Origin of the sequence: Lactiplantibacillus sp. DA1, assembly GCF_032681335.1 — a bacterium.
In the GTDB taxonomy this organism is placed as follows: Bacteria; Bacillota; Bacilli; order Lactobacillales; family Lactobacillaceae; genus Lactiplantibacillus.
The window spans coordinates 278,385-302,907 of the sequence record NZ_JAWHTQ010000004.1; the positions used below are offsets into that span (position 1 = coordinate 278,385).

25 protein-coding genes are annotated in these 24,523 nt (G+C 45.1%); 23 read left to right on the forward strand and 2 right to left on the reverse strand.

Translation table 11 applies throughout. The features are described from left to right. Nucleotides 1-24: 24 nt before the first annotated feature. From RXV91_RS08430 to RXV91_RS08480, 11 genes are all read left to right on the forward strand, one after another. Nucleotides 25-885, forward strand: coding sequence for a tetrahydrofolate dehydrogenase/cyclohydrolase catalytic domain-containing protein (locus tag RXV91_RS08430; RefSeq protein WP_316439504.1), 861 nt, complete (start codon nt 25-27; stop codon nt 883-885). Next, nucleotides 878-2,221 (forward strand): exodeoxyribonuclease VII large subunit, encoded by a 1,344-nt coding sequence (xseA, locus tag RXV91_RS08435; protein WP_316439505.1) that lies wholly within the window; start codon nt 878-880, stop codon nt 2,219-2,221. Before RXV91_RS08430 ends, xseA begins: the two co-directional genes overlap by 8 nt. After that, a complete protein-coding gene (locus tag RXV91_RS08440; protein WP_003638601.1) occupies nt 2,221-2,451 on the forward strand; it encodes an exodeoxyribonuclease VII small subunit in 231 nt (76 codons plus the stop codon). The genes xseA and RXV91_RS08440 overlap by 1 nt, the downstream gene beginning before the upstream one ends. Next, nucleotides 2,444-3,334, forward strand: coding sequence for a farnesyl diphosphate synthase (locus tag RXV91_RS08445; RefSeq protein WP_316439506.1), 891 nt, complete (start codon nt 2,444-2,446; stop codon nt 3,332-3,334). The genes RXV91_RS08440 and RXV91_RS08445 overlap by 8 nt, the downstream gene beginning before the upstream one ends. Before the next feature lie 14 nt (nt 3,335-3,348). Further along, entirely contained in the window at nt 3,349-4,167 is an 819-nt protein-coding gene (locus RXV91_RS08450) for a TlyA family RNA methyltransferase (protein ID WP_021731665.1), read from the forward strand. A gap of 83 nt (nt 4,168-4,250) precedes the next feature. Further along, entirely contained in the window at nt 4,251-4,709 is a 459-nt protein-coding gene (locus RXV91_RS08455; RefSeq protein ID WP_021731664.1) for an arginine repressor, read from the forward strand. Nucleotides 4,710-4,810: 101 nt separating this feature from the next. Beyond that, the gene (gene recN / locus RXV91_RS08460; RefSeq protein WP_316439507.1) at nt 4,811-6,505 is read left to right on the forward strand and encodes a DNA repair protein RecN; all 1,695 of its coding nucleotides are present in this window, start codon (nt 4,811-4,813) and stop codon (nt 6,503-6,505) included. Between the two features lie 571 nt (nt 6,506-7,076). Continuing rightward, nucleotides 7,077-8,261: a betaine/proline/choline family ABC transporter ATP-binding protein gene (locus RXV91_RS08465; RefSeq protein WP_021731662.1), complete on the forward strand. Its 1,185-nt coding sequence runs from the start codon at nt 7,077-7,079 to the stop codon at nt 8,259-8,261. Beyond that, nucleotides 8,258-8,887: an ABC transporter permease gene (locus RXV91_RS08470; RefSeq protein ID WP_021731661.1), complete on the forward strand. Its 630-nt coding sequence runs from the start codon at nt 8,258-8,260 to the stop codon at nt 8,885-8,887. Before RXV91_RS08465 ends, RXV91_RS08470 begins: the two co-directional genes overlap by 4 nt. Nucleotides 8,888-8,899: 12 nt before the next feature. Beyond that, a complete protein-coding gene (locus RXV91_RS08475) occupies nt 8,900-9,835 on the forward strand; it encodes an osmoprotectant ABC transporter substrate-binding protein (protein ID WP_316439508.1) in 936 nt (311 codons plus the stop codon). Then, nucleotides 9,835-10,488 carry an ABC transporter permease gene (locus RXV91_RS08480; protein ID WP_003640359.1) on the forward strand — a complete coding sequence of 218 codons (654 nt, stop codon included), beginning with the start codon at nt 9,835-9,837 and terminating at the stop codon, nt 10,486-10,488. Before RXV91_RS08475 ends, RXV91_RS08480 begins: the two co-directional genes overlap by 1 nt. A 192-nt stretch (nt 10,489-10,680) precedes the next feature. Here the strand turns inward: RXV91_RS08480 and RXV91_RS08485 are convergent, their stop codons facing one another. Beyond that, nucleotides 10,681-11,016, reverse strand: a complete 336-nt coding sequence (locus RXV91_RS08485) for a hypothetical protein (RefSeq protein WP_316439509.1) — start codon at nt 11,014-11,016, stop codon at nt 10,681-10,683. Between the two features lie 192 nt (nt 11,017-11,208). Between RXV91_RS08485 and gmk the strand changes: the two genes are divergently transcribed. The 11 genes from gmk (at nt 11,209) to RXV91_RS08540 (ending at nt 23,270) form a co-directional block, all read left to right on the forward strand. Then, a complete protein-coding gene (gene gmk / locus RXV91_RS08490) occupies nt 11,209-11,829 on the forward strand; it encodes a guanylate kinase (protein ID WP_003640361.1) in 621 nt (206 codons plus the stop codon). Then, on the forward strand, nt 11,826-12,038 hold the full coding sequence (rpoZ, locus tag RXV91_RS08495; RefSeq protein WP_003640362.1) for a DNA-directed RNA polymerase subunit omega: 213 nt from the start codon (nt 11,826-11,828) through the stop codon (nt 12,036-12,038). Before gmk ends, rpoZ begins: the two co-directional genes overlap by 4 nt. Before the next feature lie 52 nt (nt 12,039-12,090). After that, the gene (gene coaBC, locus RXV91_RS08500; RefSeq protein WP_316439510.1) at nt 12,091-13,428 is read left to right on the forward strand and encodes a bifunctional phosphopantothenoylcysteine decarboxylase/phosphopantothenate--cysteine ligase CoaBC; all 1,338 of its coding nucleotides are present in this window, start codon (nt 12,091-12,093) and stop codon (nt 13,426-13,428) included. Between the two features lie 22 nt (nt 13,429-13,450). Then, nucleotides 13,451-15,868, forward strand: coding sequence for a primosomal protein N' (gene priA / locus RXV91_RS08505; RefSeq protein ID WP_316439511.1), 2,418 nt, complete (start codon nt 13,451-13,453; stop codon nt 15,866-15,868). Between the two features lie 23 nt (nt 15,869-15,891). After that, entirely contained in the window at nt 15,892-16,845 is a 954-nt protein-coding gene (gene fmt / locus RXV91_RS08510; protein WP_316439512.1) for a methionyl-tRNA formyltransferase, read from the forward strand. Then, a complete protein-coding gene (gene rsmB / locus RXV91_RS08515) occupies nt 16,842-18,185 on the forward strand; it encodes a 16S rRNA (cytosine(967)-C(5))-methyltransferase RsmB (RefSeq protein ID WP_316439513.1) in 1,344 nt (447 codons plus the stop codon). Before fmt ends, rsmB begins: the two co-directional genes overlap by 4 nt. A gap of 17 nt (nt 18,186-18,202) precedes the next feature. Further along, nucleotides 18,203-18,949, forward strand: a complete 747-nt coding sequence (locus tag RXV91_RS08520) for a Stp1/IreP family PP2C-type Ser/Thr phosphatase (protein WP_316439514.1) — start codon at nt 18,203-18,205, stop codon at nt 18,947-18,949. Beyond that, complete coding sequence (pknB, locus tag RXV91_RS08525; protein ID WP_316439515.1) at nt 18,946-20,967, forward strand: Stk1 family PASTA domain-containing Ser/Thr kinase; 2,022 nt, start codon at nt 18,946-18,948, stop codon at nt 20,965-20,967. Before RXV91_RS08520 ends, pknB begins: the two co-directional genes overlap by 4 nt. An 84-nt stretch (nt 20,968-21,051) precedes the next feature. Then, nucleotides 21,052-21,948 (forward strand): ribosome small subunit-dependent GTPase A, encoded by an 897-nt coding sequence (gene rsgA, locus RXV91_RS08530; protein ID WP_316439516.1) that lies wholly within the window; start codon nt 21,052-21,054, stop codon nt 21,946-21,948. 9 nt (nt 21,949-21,957) lie between these two features. Then, nucleotides 21,958-22,611, forward strand: a complete 654-nt coding sequence (gene rpe / locus RXV91_RS08535) for a ribulose-phosphate 3-epimerase (protein WP_316439517.1) — start codon at nt 21,958-21,960, stop codon at nt 22,609-22,611. After that, a complete protein-coding gene (locus RXV91_RS08540; protein WP_316439518.1) occupies nt 22,611-23,270 on the forward strand; it encodes a thiamine diphosphokinase in 660 nt (219 codons plus the stop codon). The genes rpe and RXV91_RS08540 overlap by 1 nt, the downstream gene beginning before the upstream one ends. Nucleotides 23,271-23,734: 464 nt before the next feature. Here the strand turns inward: RXV91_RS08540 and rpmB are convergent, their stop codons facing one another. Beyond that, the gene (gene rpmB, locus RXV91_RS08545; RefSeq protein WP_003638622.1) at nt 23,735-23,920 is read right to left on the reverse strand and encodes a 50S ribosomal protein L28; all 186 of its coding nucleotides are present in this window, start codon (nt 23,918-23,920) and stop codon (nt 23,735-23,737) included. 235 nt (nt 23,921-24,155) lie between these two features. Between rpmB and RXV91_RS08550 the strand changes: the two genes are divergently transcribed. Beyond that, nucleotides 24,156-24,518 carry an Asp23/Gls24 family envelope stress response protein gene (locus tag RXV91_RS08550; RefSeq protein WP_003638623.1) on the forward strand — a complete coding sequence of 121 codons (363 nt, stop codon included), beginning with the start codon at nt 24,156-24,158 and terminating at the stop codon, nt 24,516-24,518. Nucleotides 24,519-24,523: the final 5 nt, after the last annotated feature.

Below are 24,523 nucleotides of genomic sequence, written 5' to 3' on the forward strand. Positions count from 1 at the left end.
CAGAGAAAGAGGAGTGTGGCACTTGTGACGAAGATTATTGATGGTAAGGCAGTAGCCAAGAAAGTTAATACGCAGACGGCAACCGCGGTGGCAGAATTAGCTGCCCAAGGAATTCAACCGGGAATTGCTGTAATTATTGTTGGGGACGATGCGGCCAGTCAGATCTATGTTCGAAATAAAAATCGCAAAGCCACTAAGTTGGGCATGCACTCCGTTGTGCGACAGTTGCCAGCAACTACGACGCAGGATGAACTATTAGCGATTATTGCAGCGTATAATACGGATGACAGTATTCATGGTGTCCTAGTGCAATCACCATTGCCGTCACAAATTAATGAACCGCTGATTACGATGGCGATTGATCCTAAAAAAGATGTCGATGGTTTTCACCCGGCAAACGTTGGTAAGTTAATTACGAACTTTCCCGGAAATTATCCCGTAGCCAATACGCCCCGCGGCATTATGACAATGTTGCAGGAATATGATGTCGATCCAGCGGGTAAAACCGCGGTTGTGATTGGTCGTAGTACGATCGTTGGTAAACCGATGGCTGCTTTATTGACCAATGCTAACGCGACCGTAACTATTGCCCACAGCAAAACAGCTGATTTAAAGGCGGTAGCTCGCACAGCAGATATTTTGGTAGTTGCAACGGGAATTGCTCATCTGATTACTGGTGCTGATATCAAACCTGGTGCGACTGTTATTGATGTTGGCATGGACCGTGATGACAATGGTAAACTAGTGGGTGACGTCGATTTTGATTCTGCACAAGGAATTGCTGGGTTGATCACACCAGTTCCTGGTGGGGTCGGTCCAATGACGATTGCCACGTTAATGCAGACAACGGTGGAACTTGCAAAGTGGAGTGATGTAAGTGAGTGAAAGTCAACAATATTTGACAGTGACAACTTTAACTCAGTATTTGAAGCGTAAATTTGAGGTTGATCCGTACTTGGGAAAAGTGTATTTAACGGGGGAAGTTTCTAACTATCGTCCGCGTCCCAATACGCATCAGTATTTTAGCTTGAAGGATGACCATGCTAAGATTTCGGCCATCATGTTTAAGTCAGCGTTTGCTAAGGTCAAGTTTCGACCAGAAGAAGGGATGAAAGTCCTCGTAGTTGGTCGGATTGGCCTTTACGAGCCAAGTGGTAGTTATCAGATTTATGTGGAGCGTATGGAGCCAGACGGCGTTGGCGCGTTGTATCAAGCTTATGAACAATTGAAAAAGAAACTAGCAACTGAGGGGTTGTTTAGTGCACCTAAGAAGCCACTACCACGTTTTCCTAAACGAATTGCGGTGGTAACTAGTCGGAGTGGTGCAGTGATTCGTGATATTATTACAACCACTCGGCGGCGTTTCCCAATTGCCCAGATTGTCTTGTTTCCGGCACAGGTTCAAGGTGATGCGGCAGCGGCCGAAATCAGTCGGCAGATTGAACGGGCGAATGCTCAAGGTAACTTTGATACTTTGATTATTGGTCGTGGTGGTGGTTCCATTGAGGATTTATGGCCCTTCAACGAAGAAGTGGTTGCCCGAGCGATTGCCCAGAGCCAATTACCGGTCATTTCATCGGTGGGGCATGAAACGGATACTACCATTGCTGACTTGGTTGCTGATGTACGGGCGGCAACGCCAACTGCCGCTGCCGAGTTAGCCGTTCCCGTGTACAACGATGTCCTATTACAATTGAAGCAAGATCAGACCCGGGTATTGAATGCGTTTCAGAATTTAGTTCAACGGGACCGGCAGCGCTTAAATAAATTGCAGACATCCTATGTGTTTACTCAACCTAACCGCTTGTACGAAGGCTACTTACAAAAGTTAGATTTTTTAAATGAGCGCCTTAAGCAAGCCGGTCAAAATAACTTTAATCTGGCCAGTCAGCGTTATCAACGCGCATTTCAGCAGTTACGGCAACAAACGCCGATTCACCAAGTTCGGCAAGCCCAAACACAATTGCTTAACTTACAGCAGCGGCTGAATCGCGGAACCCAATTAGTTGTGCGGCAGAAACGCCAACAATTGACGCAGACCGTTCAATCACTGGATCTATTAAGTCCGCTCAAGATTATGACCCGGGGTTATGCTTTTGTGACGGCTGATGAACAGGTCGTTCATGGGGTCAAACAGTTGCAGCCACAACAGACGGTTGCGATTCACATGGCTGATGGTGAAGCACAGGCACAGATTACTAAGATTGATGGAGGAAAATAATGGCTGAACAACCAACTTTTGAACAGAACTTATCTCAGTTAGAGACGATCGTTAATCAATTAGAACAGGGTGACGTTCCCTTGGAGCAGGCGTTAGACCAATTTCAAAAAGGAGTCGCGCTTAGTAAGCAATTACAAGCAACGTTAGAAGGGGCCGAGAAAACGCTCACTAAGATGATGGATGAAAATGGTGACGAAGTACCGTTTGAGCAAGCTGACGCTAATGAATAAGCAACAATTAGTGGCCTTCGAAACTAAGTGGCGTCCACAAATCAATCAGTATTTGGATGAACATTTGTTGGCTTGTTCTGATCAGCCAACATTAACGGCTGCCATGCGTTATTCTGTATTAGCTGGGGGAAAACGGCTACGACCGCTGTTGACACTGGCAATTTTGGATGTTTTTGGGATAATGGTGACGCCGGCCAACTTGCGAGCCAGTGTCGCAGTTGAATTGATGCATACTTATTCGCTGATTCATGACGATCTACCAGCAATGGATAATGACCAGCTCCGGCGTGGTGAACCGACCAATCACGTTAAGTTTGGCGAGGACGTTGCAATTTTAGCCGGTGATGCGTTGCAACCCTTAACTTTTGAGTGGATTGCAGATAGTGGGTTGTCAGCAACCATCGTTGCCGGCCAGACCTTGGCCTTAGCGCGAGCAACTGGTCCTCAGGGCATGGTTGCTGGTCAAATTGCCGATGTTTTGGGAGCAGGCCAACATTTGGCCCTACCAGCTTTACAACAGTTACACCGTGAAAAAACGGGGGCTCTAATTCACTATGCTGTTCAGGCGGGCTTGATTCAAGCTCAAGTGCGATCAGATGTTCAGGCCCCATTGTTGCGATATGCTGATGCCTATGGATTAGCATTTCAGATTTATGATGATATTTTAGATGTGACGAGCACCCCCGCCCAATTAGGCAAAGCAACGCATAAAGATGCTAATGAGCATAAGAATACGTATCCAGGATTGCTGGGCCTAACGGGAGCACAAACAGCGCTTAGACAAGCTGTGACGGCTGCTCAAGTCGCGTTGGAACAGGCGAGTGCCGCTAGTCATCAAAATATGGACTTATTAGCAGCTTTCTTGACGTATTTTACAGATTAAGGACTTAAATTTAGATGGAAAAAGAACGAGTTGACGTATTATTAGTACAACAAGGATTATTTGACACCCGTGAAAAGGCCAAGCGTGCCGTGATGGCTGGTGAGATCTTGGGTGTCAATGAAGAGCGTTTGGATAAACCCGGCATGAAAATTCCGGTTGCAACTGAGTTACACTTGAAGGGCAAACCGATGCCCTATGTTTCACGGGGCGGCTTAAAGCTCGAAAAGGCGCTACAAAGTTTTGATATTGATGTCACTGGTAAAACGGTCTTGGATATTGGCTCATCGACGGGCGGTTTTACTGACGTCGTACTACAAAACGGCGCTAAGATGAGTTATGCGTTGGATGTTGGTAGTAATCAGTTAGTCTGGAAGTTACGCCAGGACCCACGGGTGGTGGTGATGGAACACACGAATTTCCGCTACAGTCAGCTAGCTGACTTCACCGCTGGCCAACCTAATTTTGCGTCGATTGATGTCTCATTTATTTCGTTACATTTAATCTTACCACCGTTACATGCCATTATTGAAAATGGTGGTTCAGTCGTTGCTTTGATCAAACCACAATTTGAAGCTGGTCGTGAGAATGTTGGCAAACATGGAATTGTCCGTGATCCGGCCGTTCATCAAGCGGTGCTAACGGATATTGTTGAATTTGCGCAAGCGAATGGTTATAACGTTTTAGGACTCGATTATTCACCAATCAAGGGTGGGGAAGGCAATATTGAATTTCTGATTCATTTGCAAGCAACTGATGAAACCCCACAAATAGCGCCAACTGTGTCGATCGAGAAAACGCAAGCAGCGGCTTATGAACAATTAAATCAAGCTTAAAATTCAAATCCGGACTTTCATATTTATGCAATTTGGCTTATGATGTGTTTAAATAAGTATGAATAGCTACCGGGGGTGATCGGGTGAAGAAGCAAGAGCGCCAACGCTACATTAAACGATTATTGAGTTCGAACGAAATTGAACGTCAAGAAGACTTTGTTAAGCTGTTACGTGCCGAGAATATTGACGTGACACAGGCAACAATTTCGCGCGATATTAAGGATATGCAGCTGGTCAAGGTTCCCTCGGCAACGGGCGGTTACCATTATAGTATGCCAGTTCAGAAACAAATGGATACGGAGAAAAAACTTAAACGGACGCTGAAAGATGCTTACGTGTCCTATGCAACGCAGGATAAGTTTGTACTCATTAAGGTGTTGCCTGGTAATGGGCCGGCACTGGCAACTCTAATCGAAGCGATGCATTATGATGAAATTTTTGGGACCCTTGGTGATGATGCCAATGTCTTGATTATTTGCAAGTCATTAGCTATGACTTTAGAGTTACAACAAAAAATTCAGCGCTTACTGAGTGATAATTAAGTCAGTAAGTCGTCTTCGACCTGTTCACACGCGTGTCAGGTCGCTTTTTTTCAAAATTTATAGGCTACTGGTAACGCAATTGCTTTTAAGGAGGGCTTGCGGTGTTACAAGAATTATCAATTACGAACTTTGCAATCATTGAACACTTAGATATTGCTTTTGAAGCTGGGATGACAGTTTTGACTGGTGAGACTGGTGCTGGTAAATCAATTATTATCGATGCGGTCGGTCTATTAGCGGGTGGTCGCGGATCATCGGAGTTTATTCGGACTGGTGCTGATAAGGCTATTTTGCAAGGTATGTTTATCCTGCCTGCCGATGGGGTCACGGCCCAATTACTAGATGAAGCTGGCATTGAACACGCCGATAATACCGTCATTTTACAGCGGGAAATCACTAAAAGTGGTCGTAATATGTGCCGCATCAACGGGATGTTAGTCAACACGACCACTTTAAAGCAGATTGGTGAAACGATTGTTGATATTCATGGCCAAAACGAGCACCAGGAGTTAATGCAACCTGAAAAACATCTGGGGTTGCTTGATGAATTTGCAACGACTAAGATTCGTAAATTAAAACAGCGCTATCACCAACAATATGATCGTTATCAGCAATTGAATCGTGAATTACGGCAAAAAAATGCCAATGAAAAAGAGTGGGCCCAACGCTTAGATATGTTGAATTTTCAAGTTGACGAGATTGCGGCTGCGCAAGTCAAAGTTGGTGAAGAAGCAAGCCTGATTGCTGAACGTGATCGGTTAGATAATTACCAGATGATCAATCAAGCGCTTCAGCAGAGTTACACGTTGCTAGCGGCCGGCGAGGAAACGACCGGAGCTGTCGATATGGTCGGTACGGCGATGAACGCACTAGAACCAATTGCGAATTTGGATTCAGCATTTAACGAAATTACGGTAAATGTCAAGAATGCGTTTTATGGGCTACAAGATGCGGCTGCTCAAATCTCAAATCAACTAGATTTGCAAGAATTTGATGAGGGGCGGCTTGATGAAATTGAGCAACGGTTAGACGTGTTGGCTCAGTTAAAACGCAAATATGGCGACTCAGAACAACAAATTTTAGATTATTATCAAAAAATTGCGACTGAGTTGGCCAAGATGACCGATTCTGAAGAAAATAGTGAGGATTTGGCCCAACAAGTTGCCGACTTAAAGCAACAATTACTTGCCACTGGAGCGTCATTGTCTGATAAACGACGAGCTGCTGCTAAAGTATTACAACGTCAGATCCATCAGGAACTAAAGGATTTGTACATGGATAAGGCAATCTTTGAAGTGCGCTTCAAGCCGACAAAGGGTCAAATTTACCGCAGTGGGCTTGATAGTGTTGAGTTTTATATTCAGACTAATCCAGGTGAACGAATGCGCCCCCTGGCCAAGATTGCCTCAGGTGGGGAACTTTCGCGAATGATGCTGGCATTGAAAACGATTTTTTCTGAATCACAAGGGATTACGAGTATTATTTTCGATGAAGTCGATACAGGTGTCAGTGGTCGGGTTGCCCAGGCAATTGCCGAAAAGATCAATGGCATCGCCCATTTCTCGCAAGTCTTGTGTATTACCCATCTGCCACAGGTTGCAGCGATGAGTGACCACCATTACTTTATTGCGAAAAAAATTACTGGTAAGCGTACCAAAACAAGTGTGACGAAGCTAGATAATGCCGCACGCGTCCAAGAATTGGCTCGGATGTTGGCGGGAACAAAGGTAACGAAGTTGTCGCTTGAACATGCCGAGGAATTATTACAATTAGCGGATGAAGAAAAGGACCGTTGATAAGATTTTAGTTGCGCATTTAATAGGACTAACCGTATCAGGGTTGGTCTTTTTTGTTAGGCTAATTAAGTTAAGACGATATTAGTAATGCGGATAAGGATAGCGATAACTTACAATATCATGCGTTGTATTAGATGCCATTTGATTAAAACCGGTTGTTAGTTTGCTGCCCATCAGCGGGTGCGGGCTACTATGGCCGCTATACCGAGCGAATAGCACGTGTCTACTATCGGCTTAAAAGCGTGTGGAACTTTCTGCCTTGGATACAAGTCTTATTCTGAGTCGTTGACCTCTTAATTGCTAGTGTTTCTAAGCGGATTACTTTAGGGTTTAAGGGTTGGCCTGCTTGGATTGCGATTTCCAACCGATGAATTCAGCACAATTGCGTGGCCCTATTAGAATTTTAAGTAATGTATCCCAAAATACGGTGGCGAGCACGATAAAATACGCAGTTTATATGTCGTGTCGTTTGCATTTTGCTTTCGTTATAAGTTATGCTGATTATAGTACAGTTTATTAGGCAATAAAATAAACTGAGTAAATGATTGGAGTGATGAGGTTGTTTCTGACAATGGAACATTTGAATAAAACGTATCCGGGTGGCAAAGTTGCCGTTGAAGATTTTAATTTAGAAATCGAAAAAGGTGAATTTGTTTGTTTCATCGGGACGTCTGGTTCAGGTAAAACGACCACGATGCGGATGATTAATCGGATGTTAAGTCAGACTTCCGGTACCATTAAGCTTAATGGTAAGGATATTAGCCAGATTGACCCGGTTAAGCTACGGCGGCAAATTGGTTACGTGATTCAAAATATTGGGTTAATGCCCCATATGACGATTCGGGATAACATTACTTTAGTGCCACGCTTATTAAAGTGGCCTCAGGATAAAATGGATGAACGGGCTAAGGAAATGATTAAGTTAGTCGAATTGCCAGAAGATTACTTGGATCGTTACCCATCGGAACTTTCAGGTGGGCAACAACAACGGATCGGGGTTGTCCGGGCATTAGCTGCGGACCAAGACTTAGTATTAATGGATGAACCTTTTGGGGCGTTGGACCCAATTACGCGTGAAGCATTGCAAGATCTGGTTAAAGATTTGCAAGAACGGCTGGGCAAGACGTTTGTATTTGTGACCCATGATATGGATGAAGCGTTAAAATTAGCGACACGAATCGTCATTATGGATGGCGGCGATATCATGCAAGTCGATACACCAGATGGCATTTTACGCCATCCGGCAAATGAATTTGTGGAGAATTTGATTGGTAAGGATCGCTTAATTCAAGCACGGCCAAGCATCACAACGGTTGGTCAAGTGATGTTGAAAGATCCGATTGCAACAACTCCTGGCAAATCATTAACGGTTGCGTTACGTCAAATGCATGATAAGCGAGTTGACTCCTTATTAGTAACCGATGAAGCGGGAATTTTGAAGGGCGTCATTGGTATCGAAGATGTTGATTATAACTTTAATTCAGCCACTAGTGTTGGTGATATTATGAAAACCGATATATTCTACGTTCAATCGAATTCGTTAATTCGTGATACGGTGGAACGGATTTTGAAACGCGGCTTAAAGAATATCCCTGTGGTTGATGATCAACATCGGTTAGTCGGTATCGTGACCCGGGCTACTTTGGTTGATATTGTTTATGATGCACTCTGGGGCGATGAAGACGAAGATGAAGCTGAAAATAATATTCATCATGGGGAGGACGATGCGCCCGCTGAAGGCGGTGAACAGGCATGATAACTTTCCTACAAAACTATGGTTTGCAGCTACTGGTTAAGACGTGGCAACACTTGTATATTTCAGCGTTTTCACTGTTCTTAGGGATTATTGTAGCGGTGCCGATTGGTATTTTGCTCACACGGGTAAAGCCGATTGCGAATGTTGTCATGTCGATTGCTAGTATGTTACAAACCATTCCAGCGATGGCCTTGTTGGCCTTAATGATTCCGTTTTTCGGGATTGGGGCAATTCCAGCCATCATTGCGTTGTTCATCTATTCGTTATTACCGATTCTCCGTAATACCTATTTAGGGATGGAAGATGTTGATCCCGCTTTGGTCGATGCAGCCAAGGGAATGGGGATGACCAACTGGCAATCAATTGTTAAAGTTGAGTTACCGATGGCCGCACCAGTTATTATGGCCGGTATTCGGTTATCCGCAACGTACGTTATTGCCTGGGCCGCTTTAGCATCTTATATTGGTGCTGGTGGCCTTGGGGACTTTATCTTTAATGGGTTAAACCTCTATCGGACTGACTTAATTTTGGGTGGTTCGATTCCGGTGATTATTTTGGCCCTCATCGTTGATTGGCTGTTGGGTAAACTGGAAGCAGCGGTTACCCCAAGAACCACACAAGCGTAGGGGGGATTGAAGATGAAGAAAATTAAAAAGTGGTTGTTAGGTGTTGTTGCAACGGTTGCCAGTGGGTTGTTATTGGCTGGCTGTGGTTTTCCGGGGTTATCTGGGACCTCATCAGATACCATTCGGATTGCATCGCAAAACACGACGGAACAACAAATTATGGCATATATGATTCAAGACATGATCAAGCACTACTCTAACTTAAATACCACGATCATTAATAATTTAGGATCTGGGACGGTTAGCTTCAATGCGTTGAAGAATGATCAGGCTGACATTTCAGCGATTCGTTATACTGGGACGGACTTAACGACGATTCTGGGCGAAAAGATGGATCGGAGTAATATCAAGTCGATTGACCAAAAAGTTCGCTCACAGTTCAACAGCAAGTATCAGATGACCTACTTCCCAAGTTATGGCTTTGCCGATACCTATGCTTTTATGGTGACGAAAGCGACGGCCAAGAAATATCATCTAAATACGGTTAGTGATATGAAAAAAGTGGCCTCGAAGCTAACGGTCGGTTTGGATCAAATCTGGACTGAACGAAAAGGTGACGGTTATCCTGCCTTTAAGAAGTTGTATGGCTTTCAATTTGGGAAGACTTATCCAATGCAAATTGGTTTAGTTTATGATGCCTTGGAATCAGGTAAGATGGATGCTATCCTCGGATACTCGACTGATGGCCGGATTGGTAGTTATGATCTGAAGATTTTAAAGGATGATAAGAATTTCTTCCCACCATACAATGCAAGTGCGGTTGCGACGAACAAGGTGTTGAAAGAGCATCCGAAATTAAAATCTATTTTAAGTCGCTTAAATGGCAAAATCAGTTTGAAGACGATGCAAAACTTGAATTATCAAGTGGATAATAACTTAGTGGAACCGGAAGTGGTTGCTAAACAGTTCCTTGAAAAGCATAATTATTTTGAAGGGAGTGACAAATAATGGCGCAGATGAACTTACTGCAACAGTTGATATACTATTACCAACAAAACGGTGTATATGTGTTAAGCCAATTCTCGCGTCACTTCTTGATTTCAATTTACGGGGTGTTGTTTGCGGCAATCGTCGGGATTCCAATTGGCATCTTCATTGCACATCATAGTCGGCTGAGTGCCACGGTGATTGCGATTGCCAACGTGATTCAAACCATTCCATCGTTAGCGATGTTGTCGATTATCATGATTGGATTAGGACTTGGCGTCAATACGGTTATTGTAACGGTCTTCTTATACGCGTTGTTACCGATTATTAAGAATACTTATACTGGGATGCAAAATGTCAGTGCCAGTATTTTAGATTCTGGTAAGGGTATGGGAATGACACGCTGGCAGTTACTGCGGATGGTAGAATTGCCATTGTCATTATCGGTGATTATGGCTGGGCTCCGCAATGCGCTCGTGTTAGCCATCGGGATTACCGCTATTGGGACCTTCGTCGGTGCCGGTGGTTTAGGTGATATCATTATTCGGGGAACCAATGCCACGAATGGTGGGGCAATTATCCTGGCTGGGGCGTTACCAACGGCCTTAATGGCAATTATTGCTGATACGGTATTGGCTTGGATTGAAAAGCGCGCCGATCCGACACAGAAATAAAACAAGGTAGCACATAAAGTAAAATAAGTTACTAAAAAAGATTGATTTACAGGTACTCCGTACTCACTCATTCAGGGAAGTCAGTGGAGCTGTAACATCAATCTTTTTTGATTTGCATCAAAAACACCATGAGAATACGCAAGGTTGTATTGAACATGATTTCATCTTTTGATGCAAGTATTGCTGATTAAATTAAACGCGCTTGATATAACGAATGGCACTAGGATCGACTAAGTGAGTCAAGTGCTGTTGCCGATTAATGAGGACCAACTGGCCACTAGTGAGCGTCTTAAGCACGCCGTGAATATTATACGGGCGTGACTCAGTGATCTGGGGTTGCATTTGTAGCATAATTTGGTAGTGTTCCGTACGTGCTTGAGTTAAGAACAAATCCCGCTGGAAAGCCGGCATCATTGGCAGTAAGGGCGCAATGACGGTCGGGGCAGCAGTAAAGTCATCCATAAATTGGCGATAGGAAGCGTGCAGATTCTTAGAAATTAGTTTTAAATTAGATTGTTGATTTTGCATATTAGCCACCTCGAACATTTGTTTGTGTTTCTATTATACGAACAGGCGTTCTAAAAAGCAAGCCTAAAATTTATGAAATTTAACCTCTAAAAATGAAAAAAGGCTGTGTAACCTTGATAGTACTTGCAATATAAGGGTAAAAAGTGCAAAATAAACTTTAAAACATATTTTAATTAAGGGGAATTTGTGATCATGGCGAAACAAGGCATGTTAATCGTCTTATCAGGTCCTTCGGGTGTCGGTAAAGGTACCGTCCGCAAGGAAATCTTTGACTCAGATGATAACGATTTTCAATATTCAGTCTCGATGACGACGCGGCAGATGCGTCCGGGCGAAGTAGATGGCAAGGACTACTATTTTGTGTCCAAAGAAGAGTTCGAGGATGAAATTAAGAGCGGCGGTATGCTTGAATATGCCAAGTATGTTGACAATTACTATGGGACGCCCTTAAAATATATTAAGCAGTCATTGGCGGCTGGCAAAGACGTTTTCTTAGAAATTGAAGTCAACGGGGCCATGCAAGTCCGGGAAAAAATGCCAGATGGTGTCTTCATTTTCTTGACGCCGCCGGATTTAATGGAACTGAAGCACCGTATCATTGGTCGAGGGACTGATGACATGAGTGTGATCAATAAGCGGATGGCCAAAGCGGTCGATGAAATCAAAATGATGCGTAATTACGATTATGCGGTTATTAATGATGAAGTCCCACTAGCTGCTGAACGAATCAAAGCCATTATTCGTAGTGAACGGTTTAGTGTTAAACGGGTCATGCCCGAGTATGAAGAAATGTTAGGAGATGCGGAATCATGATCTTATATCCATCAGTTGATGACTTATTGAAGCAAGTTAATTCACGTTACTCATTGATTATGTTAGCTAGTAAGCGGGCCCACGAATTGGACGCCGGTGCAGCCCCAATGCTTAGTGAATATAAATCGGTTAAAACGATTGGTCGGGCCATGGAAGAAATTGCAGCCGGTGACTTAATGATCGATCCAGATGAAACTGACAAAGATTAGTAACAAAACGGTGTGCTAAGCCAGCTTGGGCTTGGCACTTTTTTTATGAAGAATGACGCGGACGTTCAGCTTCACGTTACTGTCGATTCTTGATACAATTGATTTATTAAAGTGTAAAAATTTCGATGATATGCTTAGTGAGATTTTAGAAGGACGTGAAGAAGTGAGTATATGGACAAAGCGTCATGTGACGGTGGTCGTTAGTGGTGGGATTGCGAGTTATAAAGCGATAGTGTTGATCCGTAGTCTAATGCGACAGGGGGCGGTGGTGCGAGTCGCGATGACAGCTCACGCAGCTGAATTTATCACACCGCTGACCTTTCAAACTTTAACGCAGCAACCAGTGGTCATTGATGAGTTTACAACCACCGACCCACAGCACGTGGTTCACGTGGCGTTAGCCGACTGGACGGAAGTGATGATTTTAGTTCCGGCGACAGCTAATTTGATTGCTAAGGTGGCCAACGGTCTAGCAGATGATGTCGCGACAACGACAATTTTGGCGACGACCGCCCCCAAGTTTGTTATACCAGCAATGAATTCACATATGTATGCTAATCCAGCTACTCAGCGCAATTTACAACAGCTGATGGCAGATGGCTTGCACGTCTTAACCCCGGCTACGGGCATGTTAGCAGAAGGTTATGTTGGTCAAGGGCGGATGCCGGAACCAGAGGTGATTTTGGCCTGGCTCACAGATCAATTGATTCAGCTGACACCTGATTTACCATTAGCAGGGCGGCGAGTAGTCGTCACTGCGGGTGGCACGCGGGAAGCATTGGACCCTGTTCGGTTTATTACTAACCGCTCATCTGGTAAGATGGGTTACGCGATAGCCCAAGTGGCGCGGGAGTTCGGTGCAACGGTGACACTTATTAGTGCAACAACGCATTTACCAGCACCTAGTGGCGTTAAAGTTATGATGGTCGACTCGGCACAAGCCTTACTGACGGCCGTTAGTGATGTTTATGACGCTACAGATATTTTGGTGATGGCGGCGGCGGTTTCAGATTATCGGCCAGTCGAATTAGCTGACCAGAAGATTAAAAAACCAGCTGATCATGCTGACTTAACGTTACGGTTAACCGAAACACCGGATATCTTAAAAACGTTGGCGGCCCGAAAACGCCATCAGTACGTGATTGGCTTTGCTGCTGAAACCCAATCATTGTTAGCTAATGCAAATCGTAAGCTAACTAGTAAGAAATTGGATTTAATTGTTGCTAACGATGTTTCCAAGCCTGGAGTAGGGTTTAATGGTGATACGAATCAGGTCACTTTACTACGGCCGCAGCAGCAACCGATAACGACTGAATTAGCAACGAAAACCGTGATTGCAAGAAAGATTTTAACGACTGCGATTGCGGATGGCGCCGGTGAACAGGCATAATTAAGTAGAGAGGAAGGGTCGTGTGGCACAAATTGCCCAAGTATTAGTCGATGTGCCCACTATGCAGACAAATCGACCGTATAGTTATCAAATTCCAACCGCGTGGCAATCACAAGTGCAACCCGGCATGCGGGTTGTGGTTCCTTTTGGCCGTGGTAAACGACGGGTACAAGGTTTTGTGCTATCTTGTGATGATGTCAGCAATTTTGATGGTGATTTGAAACCAATCGATGCGGTGGTCGACCTAGCACCGGTACTGAACACCGAAGCGTTGGCTTTGACCGGTTGGTTAGCGACCAGTACGTTTTCATTTCAGATTACTTGTGCTCAAACGATGTTACCCGCGGTAATGCGGGCCAAGTACGAAAAACAATTACGAACGACAGCAACGACGCCGACTGAGATTCAAGCCACGCTGTTTGGTGGGAAATCGATGGTGGCATTTGATGATGTCGCCACGACCCCGGTGCTGGTTAGTCAATTGTTACAATTGCAAGCTATGGGGCAAGTCGATGTTTATTATCAAGTTAAAAATCAAGCTCGTCGTAAAACACAAACGGCGGTGAAGGCTATCCTGACTAATGAACAATTACAGACGGCTGAAACTAGCGTGCGGGCGGGTGCCGTTCAGCAATTGGCAGTGCTCCGTGGGCTAATAACCTTAAATGGCGAGACCATTCCCCAAAAGGAATTTTGTGCACGCTTTGGTGTGAACGACGGTGCAATTCGTACGGCCGCACAGAAGGGTTGGCTCGAAAAAGTAGCGGTCGAAGTTTATCGTGATCCCTATGCGACGAGTGATATCCAGGCCACCAAGGCGCTACGGCTAAATGATGAACAGCAAGTGGCTGTAGATCAGATTACCAAGGCGGTTGATCAAGCCGCAACAACAACATTTCTGTTAGAAGGCGTTACGGGGAGCGGGAAGACAGAGGTGTATTTACAATCGATGGCGGCCGCATTGGTGCAGGGCAAGACGGCGTTAATGTTAGTTCCCGAAATTTCGCTGACACCCCAAATGGTTCAACGCGTGAAGGGGCGCTTTGGTAAGACGGTCGCAGTCTTGCACAGCGGTCTATCTAGCGGTGAAAAATATGATGAGTGGCGACGAATTCAACGGGGCGAAGCCCAAGTCGTTGTTGGTGCACGTTCGGCTATCTTTGCGCCGTTAAAAAATCTTGGCTTGATCGTCATGGATGAAGAGCATGAGAGCACTTATAAGCAAGACGATGCCCCACGCTACCATGCCCGACAAGTGGCTTTATGGCGTAGTCGTTATCATCATTGCCCAGTTGTCCTTGGTTCGGCCACGCCGTCGTTAGAAACGCGTGCTCGCGCTGAAAAAGGGGTTTATCAACGGTTACTACTTGCTGACCGGGTTAATCAGCGACCGCTTCCCAAAGTGTCGATTATCGATATGAAAAAGGAAATGCAGCAACATGCTGAGAGTAATTTTTCGGCCCCCTTACTCGTCGCTTTGCAAGATCGACTTGAACGTCATGAGCAGAGTGTTTTAATGCTCAATCGGCGGGGTTACTCGTCATTTGTGCTGTGCCGGGATTGTGGCTTTGTCTTGAAGTGTCCTAATTGTGATATTTCACTGACACTACACATGGACACGCATACGATGAAGTGCCATTATTGTGGTCACGAAGAAGCTATTCCACGAAGCTGTCCCAACTGTCATAGTCGTCAGATTCGTTGTTATGGGACGGGGACTGAGAAGGTCGAGGAAGAGTTGCAAGAGTTGCTCCCTGACGCTCACATTATTCGGATGGATAATGATACGACCCGTAAAAAAGGGGCCCATGCTAAATTGTTAGCCCGGTTTGGGAGCGGTGAGGCCGACATTTTGATTGGCACGCAGATGATTGCTAAGGGACTGGATTTTCCTAATGTGACCCTGGTGGGGGTCTTGAATGCCGATACTGCCCTAGGGCTACCAGATTTTCGAGCGAGTGAACGCACTTTTCAACTATTAACACAGGTAAGTGGCCGGGCTGGTCGGGCAGAAAAGAGCGGCCACGTTTATATTCAGACGTTTAATCCCGATCATTATGCGATTCGCTTCGCACAACACCACGATTATGAAGGTTTCTTCAAGTATGAGATGCAGATGCGGCATCGTGGTGGCTACCCACCGTATTACTTTACTGTCCAGATCACAGCCAGTGACTTAGACGAGGGGGTGGCGGCTAAACGCATGTACCAATTACTACAGTGGCTACGGCCGCGCTTGGCACCGTCGACAATTTTATTAGGCCCAACGCCAAAACCAATTGCACGGGTCAATCGCCGGTATTATTATCAAATTGTGATTAAATACAAACAAGAACCCAATTTGGCTAACACGTTGACAACGCTATTACATGAGACACAAGCGCAACAACGGCAAGGACTACAAATAGGAATTGACGTGGAACCCTTGCATTTTATGTAGTGGGATGAGGAGGAAGTTTGACAATGACATCAATCGTTTTTATGGGAACGCCCGCATTTGCGGCACCGATTCTCGAAAGTTTAGTTAAAGCACCATATCAAGTACTGGGGGTCGTGACCCAGCCAGACCGAAAAGTTGGTCGTAAACACGTCATAACAGCTTCACCAGTCAAAGAAGTGGCGGTTGCCCATAATATTCCTGTTTTTCAACCTGAGAAAATTGGTGGCAGTCCTGAAATGCAACAGATTATTGATTTACAACCCGATTTAATTGTCACGGCTGCTTTTGGTCAATTCTTACCAACGAAACTATTGAAGGCAGCTAAACTTGGTGCGATCAACGTTCATGGGTCGTTGTTGCCTAAGTATCGTGGTGGTGCGCCTGTTCAATATTCAATTATCAATGGTGAGGCCGAGACGGGGATTACGATTATTTATATGGTCAAAAAGATGGACGCTGGCGACATGTTGGCTCAGCGTGCGATTCCTATCGAGAAAACGGATGATACTGGAACGATGTTTGATAAGTTGAGTCTAGTTGGCCGTGACCTCCTATTGGAAACCTTACCTAAGCTCATTGCTGGTGAAATTACGGCGATCCCTCAGGATGAGGCCCAAGTCACGTTCGCACCGAACATTCAACCGGAACAAGAGTTCCTAGACTTCTTTACGAAAACGGCGGCTGAAATCGATAATCAAGTTCGAGGTATGCGGCCAGCACCAATTGCCTACGCTATCTTAGATGGGAAGCGGACCAAGTTCTGGGATGTTACCCCGTTAGCAGATGAAGTGGTCACGCAAACTCCTGGACAAGTGGTACGCAAAACTAAGCATGAGCTGGTGATTGCGGCGGCTAACCATACGGCGCTAGCTATCAATCAGTTACAACCAGCTGGTAAACCTAAGATGACAATTACAGACTATTTAAATGGGGCGGCGGATAAATTCGCCACCGGAGAGCAGGTTATTAGTAAATGAGTACAGTTGGCAATACCCCCCGCTGGTTAGCGGTTGCCGCTTTGGCAAAAATTAAGAACGGCGCATATTCGAATTTGCAATTAAATCAATTAATTAATGAACACCAGATGGATCGGCGTGATATTAATCTGCTGACTAATATGGTTTACGGTGTTATTCAGCACCGTTTGACCCTGGAGTACTGGTTGCAACCGTTCGTTCGGCATCCGCATCAGATTGATCCGTGGGTGCGGGAGTTATTATTAAGTGCGTTATATCAATGGCAATATCTGGACAAAATTCCACAACGAGCCGTTTTCAATGAAACAATTGAAATTGCCAAGGTTAAGGGCCATCCTGGTATTCGCCGGTTTGTGACCGGGGTGTTACATCAAATGGATCGGTCAGGGCTCCCAAGCTTTGATGTAATTGAAGACCCTGATGAACGCTTAAGTGTGACTTATAGTATGCCGGTATGGTTGATTCAAGAACTTCGTCGCCAATTGGGTGCTGATAAAATGGAACAAATCATTGCCTCATTGAATCAGCCTGCTAAGCAAGCATTGCGTGTCAATACCGCTTTATCGACTGTCGAAGACGTGACGACCGCGCTAACTAATGATGGCTTAACGGTTGTGCCCAGTGAAATTTCGCCAGTAGGACTAATTGCAACGGACGGTCAAGTTATCAATACAGAAGCAATGCGGTATGGCATGCTGACAATTCAAGACGAAAGCGCTCAGCTAGTCGTTCCAGCTTTAAACCCACAACCGGGCGATCACGTCTTAGATGCCTGTGCAGCACCGGGGGGCAAGACGACCCAGATTGCAGCTCGCTTAGATACCGATCAAGGCGGTGAAGTTGTTGCCCTTGATATTCATGCTAATAAAGTGAAGCTGGTTGGCCAGAATGCCGCTCGCATGCACGTAGCTGATCGTGTTGCTGCGACCGAATTAGATGCGCGTAAAGTTGGGACTCAATTCAATGACGAAAGCTTTGACCGAATTTTGGTTGATGCGCCATGTTCGGGACTGGGATTGATGCGGCGAAAACCTGAGATTCGCTATGAGAAGCAATTACAAGATAGTTTGAACTTGCAACGTATTCAATTGGCGATTTTAACGGCGGTTGCGCCCACTTTGAAAAAAGGTGGTATCATGACGTATAGTACTTGTACGATTTTGCAACAGGAAAACCAGGACGTGATTACCAAATTTCTGGCGGATCATCCTGACTTTGAGTTGCAAACAACGCCAACTGAACGAGATTTGAAAGCTGAACGAACGGAAAAAACTTTGTCGATTTATCCCGACGACTACTTATCCGACGGCTTTTTCATTGCTTGTTTACGAAAAAAATAATGGTGGAGTGGTAAACAATGGATTTTGCATACCGGTCGGATATTGGCCAACAGCGTGAAGAAAATGAAGACTATGTCGGCTTCTTCCAAAACAAAGCGGGGATTAATTTTGCAATTGTTGCGGATGGGATTGGTGGCCACCAGGGGGGCGATGTTGCTTCCGAAATGGCGGTCTCACACATGGGTTTTCGTTTTGAAAATACGACGTTTAAAGAACCCAATGATGCCGTCAAGTGGCTGGCAAGTGAGGTTCAAGATGAAAATCAGCATATTATTGAAAAAGCCCGTGAATTTTCTGACTTGAACGGGATGGGCACGACGATGGTAGCAGCGTTGCTCTTTGATCAGAATTTTTTGATGGCTAACATTGGCGATAGTCGGGGCTACCTTTTTCGCGACGGTCAGCTACATCAATTGACTGAGGACCATTCGCTAGTTAACGAACTCGTTAAGCGGGGTGAAATTTCAGCCGAACAGGCGCGTCAACATCCTCAAAAAAATATTATTACGCGGACGTTGGGGATTTCACCCGATGCGGATATTGATACGAACCTCTATCGGATGCAGCCCGGTGATCAATTGTTATTATGCTCAGACGGGTTGACCAATATGGTGACTGATCAACAGTTGGCGACTGTCTTGGCAACGACAAAGACAGCGACACAAAAGTGTGAGACGTTGATTAAGCTAGCTAATGCCGCTGGTGGTAAGGACAATATTACGGCGCTGATTATGACGCTTGATGGTGAGGTGGCCAGTAAATGACACCCAACTATACCCTTAGCGGACGGTATCGGATCGTCCGGTCCTTAGGTGAAGGTGGGATGGCCAACGTTTACTTGGCACATGACTTAATATTAGATCGTGATGTTGCGGTCAAACTGCTCCGGTTAGACTTACGTGATGATCCTAAGACCATCAAGCGCTTTCAACGTGAGGCACTGGCAACGACGGAACTTGTTCACCCCCACATTGTTAGTTTATATGATGTTGGCGAAGAAAATGGCATGCAGTATTTAGTCATGGAGTACGTCAAGGGGATGGATCTTAAAAATTATATTAAAGAGAACTTTCCTTTACCGTTACAGCAAGTGATTGACATCATGGAGCAAATATTAAGTGCCGTGGCAACGGCCCACGCGCATAATATTATTCATCGGGACTTAAAACCACAAAATATTTTAATTGATGAACAAGGCAATGCTAAAATTACTGATTTTGGGATTGCGGTTGCGTTATCTGAACATACGATGACACAAACGAATACTATTTTAGGTTCAGTGCACTATTTGTCACCAGAGCAAGCCCGTGGGAGCATGGCAACTAAGCAATCTGACATTTATTCGTTAGGAATTATTTTATATGAGATGTTAACGGGGTCGGTCCCGTTCAAGGGCGAGACAGCAGTTTCTATCGCATTAAAACACTTTCAAAATGCCATGCCGTCCGTCCGGGAGTTTGATGCCGATATTCCACAAGCTCTCGAAAATGTGGTCTTGCAGGCAACAACGAAAGATCCACGGGAACGTTACGCGACGGTTGAGGATATGGCGGCTGATTTATTGACAGCATTGGCTAGTAGCCGTGCTGGTGAAAAACGGTTTGTGCCGGAGGACGTTGGCAATGATGAGACAAAGATCATGCCAAGTGCTGATATTCAGGCGGCGATTACGGCTAATCGTGACGGCAAGACACAAGCTGTTACAGAGCCGACGACTTCTCAACCACGGGGAAACACGACTAATACGACGGATGATCAAGCGGCGGCTGAAGAACCATTACCGACGCGCTCATGGTCTAAGCGCCATCCCTTGCGGCGGCGGCTTCTCTTTTGGGGTGGGATCATCTTATTGCTCGTCGTGGCTGTGATCGTGGGTCTCGAGTTAAGCCGACCACAAATGACGAGTGTGCCCAAAGTGACCGGTTTGAGCCAGCGCGCAGCCACTAAAGTGCTCAACAAGCACCATCTGGTTGTGGGAACGGTTCAACATGCTAAAAGTAATCAAGTCGCTAAAAATCAGGTGATCAAGTCAACGCCGACCACGAAGGCGCGGGTGCAAGAGCGTTCCCGTATTAACTTGGTGATCAGCAATGGTGCTAAAGTTATGAGCTTTGGCAACTATGTTAACGATAATTATCATGATGTGCGGCAGACACTTAAGTCGGCGGGATTTAAAGTTAAAGAAACTTACAGTACGTCGTCGGTTGCGGCTGGTCAAATTATCAGTCAAGACGTTGTCGCTGGTAGTCGGGTCATGCCAACGGATACGACGGTGACCTTTACAGTTAGTGCTGGTAGTCGTTACGTTGAGTTGAAGGATTTAACTGGTGAGAGTCAAAGTGATATTTTGGATTACGCGCGGGCGAATGATTTAAATGTTAACTTTAAACAGGGCTATTCTTCAGATCAAAAATCCGGTTACTCCTTTGATCAGGATCCGGATGGTGGCGGCAATGTCCGAACTGGCTCGACCGTCACGGTGACGATGTCGCGGGGGAGTGACGATAACGCGACGACACCGCAGAATTTTTATGTTAAACTGACGATACCATATAAGGCTTTAACGGCAACGACTGCTCAGGCGAATGACGTTAAGATTTATTTATATGACGATACTCACATGGTTGAGACGGTTTATCGTGATATTGCGATTATGCGGTCGACCAAGATTAGTTTACCGTTTCAGTTGACTGGTAATACGAAGGGGCGTTACCGGATTGTCCGTAACGGGGTGACGATCATGGAAAAGAAAAATATTACGAGCGAAAATGCAACAAAATAACGATAAGTCATGCGCAATGCATGACTTTTTTGGTACAATAGAGAAAAGTGGACCGTACCAAATAATATAAAAGGTGGTGCTAATTTGAAAATTGGACAAATTCGGCAATCGCTGAGCGGCTTTTATGACGTTTATGCTGATGGCCAGATGTATCGTACCCGGGCCCGCGGAAATTTCCGAAAGCGACGGATCACGCCGCTTGTCGGTGATAACGTAGAGTTTGATGCACCGACTCCGCAAGAAGGTTACTTGTTAAAGATACTTGATCGGCAGACCCAGTTGGTACGGCCGCCAGTGGCCAATGTTGATCTGGGTATCGTGGTGACTGCGGCGACCGACCAAGAATTTTCAACGAATTTATTGGATCGTCAGTTAGTTGCGTTAGCGGTGGCGGGTATTGAACCGTTACTTTACTTTGCAAAAACGGATCTATTAACGGATGAGGTATATCAGCAGCGCCTAACGTTGGCGGAAGCTTATCGCCAGATTGGGTATCAAGTTATTTGTGAGCGGACAGCATTTTCACCCACAGCGTTAGCGGCAGTTAAGACGGCCTTGACTGATCATTTAGCTGTTGTCATGGGTCAAACCGGTGCTGGCAAGTCGACATTACTGAATCATTTGCAACCGGGGTTAGACCTAGCGACGGGTGAAATTTCACAGGCGTTGAATCGTGGGAAACATACGACGCGGAAGGTTAGTCTGATTCCGATTGCCGCGGGATTAGTGGCCGATACACCTGGTTTCTCATCCTACGAAGTGTTTGATATTGCAGCCAACGAGTTGACGCATTATTTTCCAGAGTTTGTGCGCCTTAGTGTTGATTGCAAGTATCGAGGCTGTGTTCATATTAATGAACCACAGTGTGCCGTTAAACGGGCACTGGCCGCTGGTGAGGTATTAGCGAGTCGCTATGATAACTATTTACAATTCTATGAAACCATTAAAAATAAAAAAGTAATCTATAATAAGAAAAAGTGAGTGAGACGAATGATTAAAGTTGCCCCTTCAATTTTAAGTGCAGATTTTGCTAACCTTCAACGTGACGTTCAGATGGCTGAAAATGCTGGTGCGGATGCGTTGCATATTGATGTTATGGATGGTCAGTTCGTACCGAACTTATCATTTGGGATGAGTACCGTAGCGGATTTACGGCCAGTAACTTCGTTAATGTTGGATTGTCATTTAATGATTATGAATCCTGAACGATTTGTCGGTCAGTTTGCAAAGGCCGGTGCGGATTTGATCGGGGTGCACGTTGAAAGCACCCGGCATATTTATCACGCCTTACAGCTGATCAAGGACGCCGGAGCGAAGGCAGAAATCGTGGTTAACCCTGGAACGCCGCTCAGTATGATTAGTGAAATATTACCACTAGTGGATCAAGTCTTGATTATGACGGTCAATCCCGGTTTCGGTGGTCAGCATTTTCTGCCACAGATGGTCGCTAAAATTGCGGCGTTAAATGAATTAAAGCAACAGCACGACTATCATTTTGACATTGAAGTCGATGGGGGAATTAATGACCAAACGGTTAAAGCTTGCTATGATGCCGGTGCAACGGTTGCAGTCGCTGGTTCATATGTTTATAACAGCTCGCAACCCGCGCAACGGATTCAGGATCTGAAGGTGGCGACTAATTAATGGCAACCATCGTAAACTTACTGGTGGGCGGTCCGACCGCTAATTATCCAGCAGATTTAACGACGATTCCAGGACCGTGGGTCGGTGCTGATCGGGGTGCGCTGCGGTTAGTGAAGCGTGGCATCCAGCCTGTGATGGTAGTTGGCGATTTTGATTCGATTAACCCGACCGAACTACAGGCTGTTAAGGACGCACTGGTGGGGGCCGTGGTGGTTAAACCAGATCAAGATCACACTGATACCCAATTGGCCCTCAAATCCATCTTTGAACAGTTACGGCCAGATGAAGTTCATCTATATGGTGCAACGGGTGGTCGGTTAGACCATTTACTAGCCAACATTTGGTTGGTGCTTGATCCGGTATTTCGTCAATGGGCGCCCCAGATTAAGATAATTGATAAGCAAAATACGATTCAATTCTTCTTACCTGGAGATTATCAGATCACAAAGGAAGCAGATAAACGTTATTTGGCTTTTGTGCCACTAATGCCGATGCATCTAACGTTACCTGATGAAAAATATCAACTAGATGCAGCTTATAATGCGTATCCAATTTCGTGGGCCAGTAATGAGTTCAGTGGGAATGTGGGCCATTTCAGCTTTGACGCGGGTGTTTTAGCCGTTATTCAAAGTCGTGATGACACCATGACGGACGCGTAGGCTGGTCAGGCTGAACGCATATTAAAAGACCGATTAATGAGTCGTGAAACACATTAATCGGTCTTTTAATATCCAAATACAGGCTTTGAAAAGCCGGTTGCATGGCGGATAAGTAGCCACTTAACTAGGTACAGTTGGGCAATCAATAGGTTGACGTAGCTAAACGTTAGCTCATTTAATCAGAAGTTGAGTGCTTTCAGGCCAGCCGGGCGCTGTCGATTCCGACTGGCGATTGGGCAAAATGCGGGAGTTACGTCAATCTATACTGAATCATCTTATTTCCAGTGGACTTGAACTAGCTGCTTTTGAGCTATGTTTAACACACTTTAATCCACGATGTGGGCCCAAATAATTAGCACAGCACGCGCATTGATTATAAACTTTATAAAAAGTTAGCGAGAAATTAGTGATTTTGGGTAACAAAAAACGCCAGCCACAAAAAAATGTGCTGGCGATTTGCTGCGCTAAACGCGCGTAACTTTACCTGATTTCAAAGTCCGAGCTGAAACCCAAACCTTCTTTGGTTTACCATCAACTAAAATGCGAACTTTTTGCAAGTTAGCTTTCCAGCTGCGGCGGCTGTGGTTTAAAGCGTGAGAACGCGTGTTACCAAAGTGCGTCCGTTTGCCTGTAACGTAGTCTTTTGCCATGTTGATCTGCCTCCTTCGGTAATTCATTGATAAAAGGTCGTCTTTATCATTCACTAGAATAATTTATCATAGATTAATAAAGGTTGCAATACATTTCTATCAAGTAATTTTACTTTACTGCTAAATTCCCAGTTTCCGGGCTTCTGTTGAGCAGTCGCTTAATTTTTCTTTCAAGAGTGGTTGTGCTATGATAAACTATCGTAAATGAACGCGTTAAAACAAGGAGGCTATTTTCATGGCTGTCAAAATCAAAACGCAATTTGGAACCATTGATATTGATAATGATGTTATCGCGACGGTCGTCGGTGGCGCTGCAACGGATAACTATGGAGTTGTTGGTATGGCAAGTCGTAACCAGATCCGTGATAATGTTAATGAAATTTTACGCCGCGAAAACTATGCGCGCGGTGTGGTTGTTCGCCAAGAGGATAATGGGGTGGCTATTGATGTCAACATTATCGTCAGTTATGGGACCAAAATTTCAGAAGTCTCACGCAATGTCCAAGCCAAGGTCAAATATAACTTACAAAACATGCTTGGCGTTACGGCCAATTCGGTCAACGTCATTGTCCAAGGTGTCCGGGTAATGAACGACTAAATTGA

What these genes read in the sequence shown, in the direction of transcription:
- RXV91_RS08440 (WP_003638601.1), top strand. Translation starts at nt 2,221, where the DNA reads ATGGCTGAACAACCAACTTTTGAACAGAACTTATCTCAGTTAGAGACG.
- RXV91_RS08445 (WP_316439506.1), top strand. Translation starts at nt 2,444, where the DNA reads ATGAATAAGCAACAATTAGTGGCCTTCGAAACTAAGTGGCGTCCACAA.
- RXV91_RS08450 (WP_021731665.1), top strand. Translation starts at nt 3,349, where the DNA reads ATGGAAAAAGAACGAGTTGACGTATTATTAGTACAACAAGGATTATTT.
- RXV91_RS08465 (WP_021731662.1), top strand. Translation starts at nt 7,077, where the DNA reads ATGGAACATTTGAATAAAACGTATCCGGGTGGCAAAGTTGCCGTTGAA.
- RXV91_RS08470 (WP_021731661.1), top strand. Translation starts at nt 8,258, where the DNA reads ATGATAACTTTCCTACAAAACTATGGTTTGCAGCTACTGGTTAAGACG.
- RXV91_RS08475 (WP_316439508.1), top strand. Translation starts at nt 8,900, where the DNA reads ATGAAGAAAATTAAAAAGTGGTTGTTAGGTGTTGTTGCAACGGTTGCC.
- RXV91_RS08480 (WP_003640359.1), top strand. Translation starts at nt 9,835, where the DNA reads ATGGCGCAGATGAACTTACTGCAACAGTTGATATACTATTACCAACAA.
- RXV91_RS08485 (WP_316439509.1), bottom strand. Translation starts at nt 11,016, where the DNA reads ATGCAAAATCAACAATCTAATTTAAAACTAATTTCTAAGAATCTGCAC.
- gmk (WP_003640361.1), top strand. Translation starts at nt 11,209, where the DNA reads ATGGCGAAACAAGGCATGTTAATCGTCTTATCAGGTCCTTCGGGTGTC.
- rpoZ (WP_003640362.1), top strand. Translation starts at nt 11,826, where the DNA reads ATGATCTTATATCCATCAGTTGATGACTTATTGAAGCAAGTTAATTCA.
- coaBC (WP_316439510.1), top strand. Translation starts at nt 12,091, where the DNA reads ATGACGCGGACGTTCAGCTTCACGTTACTGTCGATTCTTGATACAATT.
- fmt (WP_316439512.1), top strand. Translation starts at nt 15,892, where the DNA reads ATGACATCAATCGTTTTTATGGGAACGCCCGCATTTGCGGCACCGATT.
- rsmB (WP_316439513.1), top strand. Translation starts at nt 16,842, where the DNA reads ATGAGTACAGTTGGCAATACCCCCCGCTGGTTAGCGGTTGCCGCTTTG.
- RXV91_RS08520 (WP_316439514.1), top strand. Translation starts at nt 18,203, where the DNA reads ATGGATTTTGCATACCGGTCGGATATTGGCCAACAGCGTGAAGAAAAT.
- pknB (WP_316439515.1), top strand. Translation starts at nt 18,946, where the DNA reads ATGACACCCAACTATACCCTTAGCGGACGGTATCGGATCGTCCGGTCC.
- rpe (WP_316439517.1), top strand. Translation starts at nt 21,958, where the DNA reads ATGATTAAAGTTGCCCCTTCAATTTTAAGTGCAGATTTTGCTAACCTT.
- RXV91_RS08540 (WP_316439518.1), top strand. Translation starts at nt 22,611, where the DNA reads ATGGCAACCATCGTAAACTTACTGGTGGGCGGTCCGACCGCTAATTAT.
- rpmB (WP_003638622.1), bottom strand. Translation starts at nt 23,920, where the DNA reads ATGGCAAAAGACTACGTTACAGGCAAACGGACGCACTTTGGTAACACG.
- RXV91_RS08550 (WP_003638623.1), top strand. Translation starts at nt 24,156, where the DNA reads ATGGCTGTCAAAATCAAAACGCAATTTGGAACCATTGATATTGATAAT.